7 protein-coding genes are annotated in these 6,138 nt (G+C 61.6%); 2 read left to right on the top strand and 5 right to left on the bottom strand.

From position 1 onward, the window contains the following. Nucleotides 1-141 precede the first annotated feature (141 nt). The gene (locus NKK47_RS29150) at nt 142-891 is read left to right on the top strand and encodes a hypothetical protein (protein WP_352579211.1); all 750 of its coding nucleotides are present in this window, start codon (nt 142-144) and stop codon (nt 889-891) included. Nucleotides 892-933: 42 nt separating this feature from the next. Here the strand turns inward: NKK47_RS29150 and NKK47_RS29145 are convergent, their stop codons facing one another. From NKK47_RS29145 to NKK47_RS29135, 3 genes are read right to left on the bottom strand one after another with little or no spacing between them, the layout of a single operon-like run. Continuing rightward, nucleotides 934-1,974, bottom strand: a complete 1,041-nt coding sequence (locus NKK47_RS29145) for a zinc-dependent alcohol dehydrogenase family protein (protein WP_352579210.1) — start codon at nt 1,972-1,974, stop codon at nt 934-936. A gap of 34 nt (nt 1,975-2,008) precedes the next feature. Then, the gene (gene maiA / locus NKK47_RS29140) at nt 2,009-2,659 is read right to left on the bottom strand and encodes a maleylacetoacetate isomerase (protein ID WP_352579209.1); all 651 of its coding nucleotides are present in this window, start codon (nt 2,657-2,659) and stop codon (nt 2,009-2,011) included. After that, a complete protein-coding gene (locus NKK47_RS29135) occupies nt 2,656-3,366 on the bottom strand; it encodes a fumarylacetoacetate hydrolase family protein (protein WP_352579208.1) in 711 nt (236 codons plus the stop codon). The genes maiA and NKK47_RS29135 overlap by 4 nt, the downstream gene beginning before the upstream one ends. Before the next feature lie 374 nt (nt 3,367-3,740). On the opposite strand from NKK47_RS29135, the gene NKK47_RS29130 reads away from it, so the two are divergent. Beyond that, nucleotides 3,741-4,763, top strand: a complete 1,023-nt coding sequence (locus NKK47_RS29130; protein ID WP_352579207.1) for an acyltransferase family protein — start codon at nt 3,741-3,743, stop codon at nt 4,761-4,763. A gap of 19 nt (nt 4,764-4,782) precedes the next feature. On the opposite strand, the gene NKK47_RS29125 is transcribed toward NKK47_RS29130, so the two are convergent. Together NKK47_RS29125 and NKK47_RS29120 are read right to left on the bottom strand one after the other, a co-directional pair. Continuing rightward, complete coding sequence (locus tag NKK47_RS29125) at nt 4,783-5,280, bottom strand: GNAT family N-acetyltransferase (protein WP_352579206.1); 498 nt, start codon at nt 5,278-5,280, stop codon at nt 4,783-4,785. 19 nt (nt 5,281-5,299) lie between these two features. Continuing rightward, on the bottom strand, nt 5,300-6,064 hold the full coding sequence (locus NKK47_RS29120; protein ID WP_352579205.1) for a copper homeostasis protein CutC: 765 nt from the start codon (nt 6,062-6,064) through the stop codon (nt 5,300-5,302). Nucleotides 6,065-6,138: the final 74 nt, after the last annotated feature.

Below are 6,138 nucleotides of genomic sequence, written 5' to 3'. Positions count from 1 at the left end.
TCGGATCGGCCTTAGCAACCAAATTCTACGTCATTTCAACGGCTTGAACCACATCCGCCAACCCACCGTGAATTTTTCAGGCTAAGTAGGTATCGCGATGACAAAAGCCTCCACAGTTTAGGGTGGGAGCTGAATCACGTTATGACTGCTTTTCAAACGGTCCTATCTAACCTTGCAGTACTCGCAGTTCCAACACAGGATTTGAACCTCAGCGACGGCTACGTAGGAGCTGCAATTTCCTTTGATCGACTCCGCTTTAGGACAAAAAATGTTCCGATGGAGGCGATCGACATAAAAGGAAAATGGACTCAAAAATTCTCAGGCGACTTAGGTAAGGATCCACATATTTACGCAAATATTGGCACATTTAAATTGGTTATTTTTATTGACGCTAATTGGATAACTTCATCTACTGCTTTTATGTTGTTCAAGCCGAGTTCCGGACAGAGTGTTTTTTCTGGACTGGCGAGAGTCACGAATGTTGATCATGAGAAAGGCATTGTGACCGCTACCGCATGGGTTATCGGTTTACCAAAAGGTCCCCTGGATGAGATGTTCGAAAAGTACAGACTGAACAGCTTGGCCAACATTTCTAGTCCTTCACTCGATTCATTGGTCGATATCAACAAGGCGACGGTCAGACGTACCTACTTCTCTCCTCCTCCTGAGTTCTGTGATTTGTGCCGTCATTCTTTTGACGACAAAAAATACATGGTAGACGGTGCTGTGAAGGGGGCGAGCGGCTGGGCCTGTATGTGCGGTGATTGCTTCGAGGCGAGGGGGCACGCGGTAAAGTGGGGCTCCGGTCAACTGTATTTGCGCGACGAGCATGGCTGGCTGCTGGTGGCTGGCTTCCCGCCCTCAGACGGTATTCAGCCATTACTTGATTGATCTCATTGGGTGCAATGAGTTGCCCCATGCGCCCGCTAACATTCAAAATCGCGTCACCACGCCGATGCCTATGCCTTCGAAGCCGCCCATCGCCATCAATGCGGCCGGCGCCTCTTCGAGGCTGATCTTCTTGCCGACCAGCAGTTCGGGTTTCAGCTTGCCGGTGCGGATCATCTCCATCATCGCCTGGTAGCGGAAGGCCTGCATGCCGTGGCTGCCGCGGATTTCGAGCTCGAATGCGATCACCTTGTCCATCGGTATCTGCGGCCTGGCATGGTCGCCGAGCATCAGGCCGACCTGCACGTGGCGGCCGCGGCGGCGCAGGTTTGCGATCGAGTTGAACGAGGTACTGGGGTGGCCGAGCGCGTCCATCGACATGTGCGCGCCGCCATTGGTGATCTGCTTGACCGCCTTGACCACGTTCGGCGTCTTTGCCGCGTTGATCGTCGCCACCGCGCCGATCTTTTTGGCAAAGTCCAGCTTCTCGTCGGTGAGGTCGATGGCGACGACATTGGCGCCCATGGCGCTGGCGATCATGATCGCCGACAGGCCGACGCCGCCGCAGCCGTGCACCGCCACCCATTCGCCGGGCGTCACCCGGCCCTGGTCGACGATGGCGCGGAACGAGGTGACGAACCGGCAGCCGAGGCTGGCGGCGGTGGCGAATTCCATCCCGTCGGGCAAGCGCACGAGATTGGTGTCGGCATGATCGATGGCGACATATTCGGCGAACGAACCCCAGGCGCTGAAGCCGGGCTGGAACTGATGTTCGCACACCTGGTGGTTGCCCGACGTGCATTCGAAGCAGCGGCCGCAGCCGACGGCAAACGGCACGGTGACGCGCTCGCCGCCCTTCCAGCGGGTCACCTGGTTGCCTGCGGAGACCACGACGCCGGCCAGTTCGTGGCCCGGCACATGCGGCAGGCGGATGCTGTCGTCGTGGCCCATCCAGCCATGCCAGTCGCTGCGGCAGAGGCCGGTCGCCTCCACCTTGATGACGACGCCTTCCGGTGCCGGCTCCGGATCGGGAACGGTCTGGATCGTTGGCGTTTCGCCGAACTTTTCGAAGACGACGGCTTTCATCGGCAGTTCCTCATCACTTCATGCAATTTGCGGTCTACTCGGCATCGATCTGGTTCTCAGGCGCGGCCTTCTGGAACGCCGGCAGCGCCATGCAGGCGGCATTGATGCGCGAGATCGTCGGGTAGGGCGTCATGTCGACGCCGAAGCGGGCATTGCTGGTGACCTGTGCGACCAGGCAGATGTCGGCCAGCCCCGGCGTGTCGCCATGGCAGAATGTCTTGGTCTCGGGCGAGGAAGCCAGAATCTTTTCAAGCGGCTGGAAGCCTTCGTTGACCCAGTGCCGGAACCAGTTGACGACATCCTGGTCGCCGGCGCCGAACAGTGTGCGCAGCGAGGTCAGCACGCGCAGATTGTTCACCGGATGGATGTCGCAGGCGATCATCTGCGCCAGCATCCTGACGCGGGCGCGGCCAGGCGCATCCTTGGGCAGCAGCGGCGGCTCAGGCGTGGTCTCGTCGAAATATTCGATGATCGCCAGCGATTGCGTCAGCAGCGTGCCGTCGTCCAGGACCAGTGCCGGCACCAGCCCTTGCGGATTGACCGCGAGGTAGGCGGGTTCGAGATGCTCGCCGTGGCGCAAATGATGCGGCACGTAGTCGTAGGACAGGCCCTTCATCTCCAGCGCGGTCCGCACCCGGTAAGAGGTCGAGGAGCGGTAGTAGTTATGGAGGACGATGTCGCTCATCGGATCGGTTGGCCGATGGTCAGTTCGATTTCGCCGATGCCGTCGACGCCACCGGTGATCTTTTCGCCCGGCCCGACGGCGCCGACGCCAGCCGGTGTTCCGGTGAAGATCAGGTCGCCGGGCTTAAGCTCTAGCGCCTCGCTGCAAATCGAGACGATGTCGGGAACCGGCCAGATCAGTTCGGCGAGGTCGCCGTCCTGCCTGATCTCGCCGTCGACCTCGAGCCAGATGCGGCCCTTGTCGGGATGACCGGATTTTTGCGCCGGAACCAGCGGGCCGCAGGGCGCTGAACGGTCGAAGGCTTTCGACCAGTCCCACGGCCTTGCCGCCTTTTTTGCCTTGTCCTGAAGGTCGCGGCGAGTCAGGTCGACGCCGACGCCGTAGCCCCAGACATGGTCCAGCGCGCGCTCGCGCCGGATGCGGAAGCCGGCTCCGCCGATCGCGACGACCAGCTCGATTTCGTGATGCAGGTTTTGGGTCAGCGGCGGGTACGGGATAATCGTGCCCGAACCGACCGCCGCATCGACCACTGCGTCGCCTGGCTTGGTGAAGAAGAAGGGCGGGTCGCGCTCATCATTGCCGAGCTCGCGGGCATGAGCGGCGTAGTTGCGGCCGACGCAGAAGATCCGGCGCACCGCAAAACGCTCCGGCGAGCCGGCCACGGCCACCGACGGGGTTGCGGGCAGGGGAAGGACGAAGCCGGTCATGCACTGTCTCTGTTCAGTGGATCTGTCCCCGGCACATTCGGCTGATTTGGGCAAACGGGCAAGGCATTGGATGGCGGAAGAGCAGGCCTGCCGCACGGCGCCGCGGAAATCGTGGGTACATTCTGCTTTAGCCAGCCAAGATGGCAATGTACTATTTGCCATTAAGCTGGCCATGGCGCGCAGCGCCTGCCGTCAACGCCTGAGACTGTCGACCGTTGGTTTCGGGGAACGGACGTGACAGCCCCCTTTCGGTCCGTCCCCGTACTTCGGGCGTGTCGTTATCTCGCACTTGCACAAAGTTCTGGTGCGCTGCAATATAGCCGGAGGAATGCGGCCTCCAGCCCGCCTTTCGCAGGTTCAATGAAGGGACCGGCATGACGGACATCTCCGCGACGCGTCTTGTCGTGTCCAGGCCTGTCGCCGATAGCTCGGCAAGAACCAGGCTTGCCTATCTCGACGGCTGGCGCGGCCTGTCGATCGCGCTGGTGCTGATCGGCCATTTCTTCCCCGTTCCCGGCATCAATCTCGGCGTCCTGGGCGTCGAATTCTTCTTCGTGCTCAGCGGCCGGCTGATGGCCGAGATCCTGTTTGTCGAATACTATCCGCTGAAGAAATTCTTCAAGCGCCGGTTCTCCCGCATCTACCCGGCACTGCTAATTTTTGTCGTCGCCGCGATGGTTGCCTTGTCCGGCACATTCATCGCCTTCAAGTGGAAGGCGGCGCTGACGGCGCTGACGTTCACCTACAACTATGCCGGAATTCTCGTCACCCGCGCCGGCGCGCTCGACCATATCTGGTCGCTCTGCGTCGAAGAGCACGCCTATATCATCCTGGCGCTGATCAGCGTCGTCGTCTCGGGGCGATCCCGGATCATCATGTTGCTCGGCGCATTGTCGGTGCTGGCCATGGCAAACGGCACCATCTCCTACCGGGTGCTCGCAATAGGCTACGAGGGCAGCTATTGGCGCACCGACGTGCACATCGCCTCGATCCTGCTGTCGGCGGTGTTATGCCTGCTCAAGGCCGACGACAGGCTGCCGACACTGCTCAAGGGGCCGCACGTTGCCCTGGCGGCCACAGTCGTGGCTGTGCTCCTTTTCATGGCTGCCGTGCCAACCCCCATCCACTATCTGGTCGCGGTGCCGCTGCTGGCGCTCGCCGTCAATTTGCTCGACTTCAGCAGCCGGTATCTGACCGGGTTTCTATCGTCCCTGCCGATGACGATGCTGGGGCTGTGGTCGTATTCGCTGTATCTTTGGCAGCAGCCCTTTTATCAATTCGTCGACATAAAAGGCAGTTCGCCGTGGTTGATGCTTGCGGCGGCGTTCGCTTGCGCGCTGTGCAGCTACTACATCATCGAAAAGCCGGCCCGCTCCTGGCTGAACCGCAATTGGTAGGGCGAACGGCGCCCGCCGTTTAGCCGGCGATCCGTCTTGCATAATACCGCACGGCTTTCCTGCCGCCGTGGATTACCGCGTCGCCCTCTTCCGCAAAGCCGATTGCGGCATGGAAGGCGTCCGAAGCCGGATTGGGTGGCTCGGCATTGACTTCGCAGGTGACGATCGCCTGGCCCACGCGTGACGCCTGCTCGAACAGATCCTCGTACAGCCGGCGGGCATGGCCGCGCCCGCGCGCTGCGGCGGCGACCACGACGCGATCGACATAGACGAACCGCGGGTAGCGCTCGCGAAACCACAGGAAGTTCGGGCTGTCGTAGCTGGCGTCCTGGTCGAAGGTAATGATGAAGGCTTCGAGCGTGCCGATGCGGCGCGCGTAAAACGCTTCGCCGAGCAGGAAGGACAGGCGCTCTGGTTCGAGCCACGACAATTCGGCGGCATACTCGTTGTTGAGCGCGAGGATTGCGGACTCATCACGCGGCGAAACCCGTTCGATCGGCAAACGCACTTCGATCATGTTGTTCGATCTTCCAGGATCACAGCCGGGCGGCTGCGATGGTCGCCGCCACCATCGCCTCATCGGTCACGGTGTTGCGGTATTCGCGGTCGAGATCGGTGCCGCCCATGCCGACCCCTGGGTTGCGGTAACGCATGGCGCTCGGCATGTCCTTGAGCGCGGCGAAGTGCATTTCGCTCAACCCGGTTTTCCTCCGCACCTTGCCGATGTTCTCGGGATCAAGCCCGCCGCAGCCGAGGATGATGATGCGGTCGCCGGCTTGCCTGACAAGATCGGCGAGCAGGTCAGCGCCCTCGAGCGCCGTGTCGCGCTGGCCGCTGGTCAGCACGCGGCCGACCTTGCAGCGGATCAGCGTCTCCAGCGCCTCTGTCGGGTCGTGGGTCATGTCGAAGGCGCGGTGGCAGGTGACGTTCAAGCTTCCCGCCGCCTTAACCAATTCGCTCATGCGCTGTTCGTCGATAGTGCCGTCGGCAGCGAGGCAACCGACGACGACACCGGCGACGCCGAGCTCGGCAAGCGCGCCGACGTCGGCGAGCATCGAACGATATTCGGCTTCGCTATAGAGAAAATCGCCGCCGCGCGGCCGCACGATGACGTGGAACGGGATCGTCGCCAGCTCGAGCGCCGTGCGCACCGTGCCGAAGCTCGGTGTGATGCCGCCTTCGATCAGGCTGGCACAGAGCTCGACACGGTCGGCGCCGGCGGCTTGCGCGGCCAGCAGACCGTCTATGCCTTCGACGCAGATCTCGATCAGCGGGAGGCGAGGGCGTTCGGTCTCGGTCATGGGCGATCCGTCGATGATTTCAGCTAGCCAGCGGTAGCATCGGGCATGGTGCGATGAAAGCCGGAAGTGTTGGC

Origin of the sequence: Mesorhizobium sp. M0019 (genome assembly GCF_040323975.1) — a bacterium.
Taxonomy (GTDB): Bacteria; Pseudomonadota; Alphaproteobacteria; order Rhizobiales; family Rhizobiaceae; genus Mesorhizobium.
Note: the sequence above shows the minus strand (reverse complement) of the source record. Positions and strands in the feature narration are given on the sequence as shown.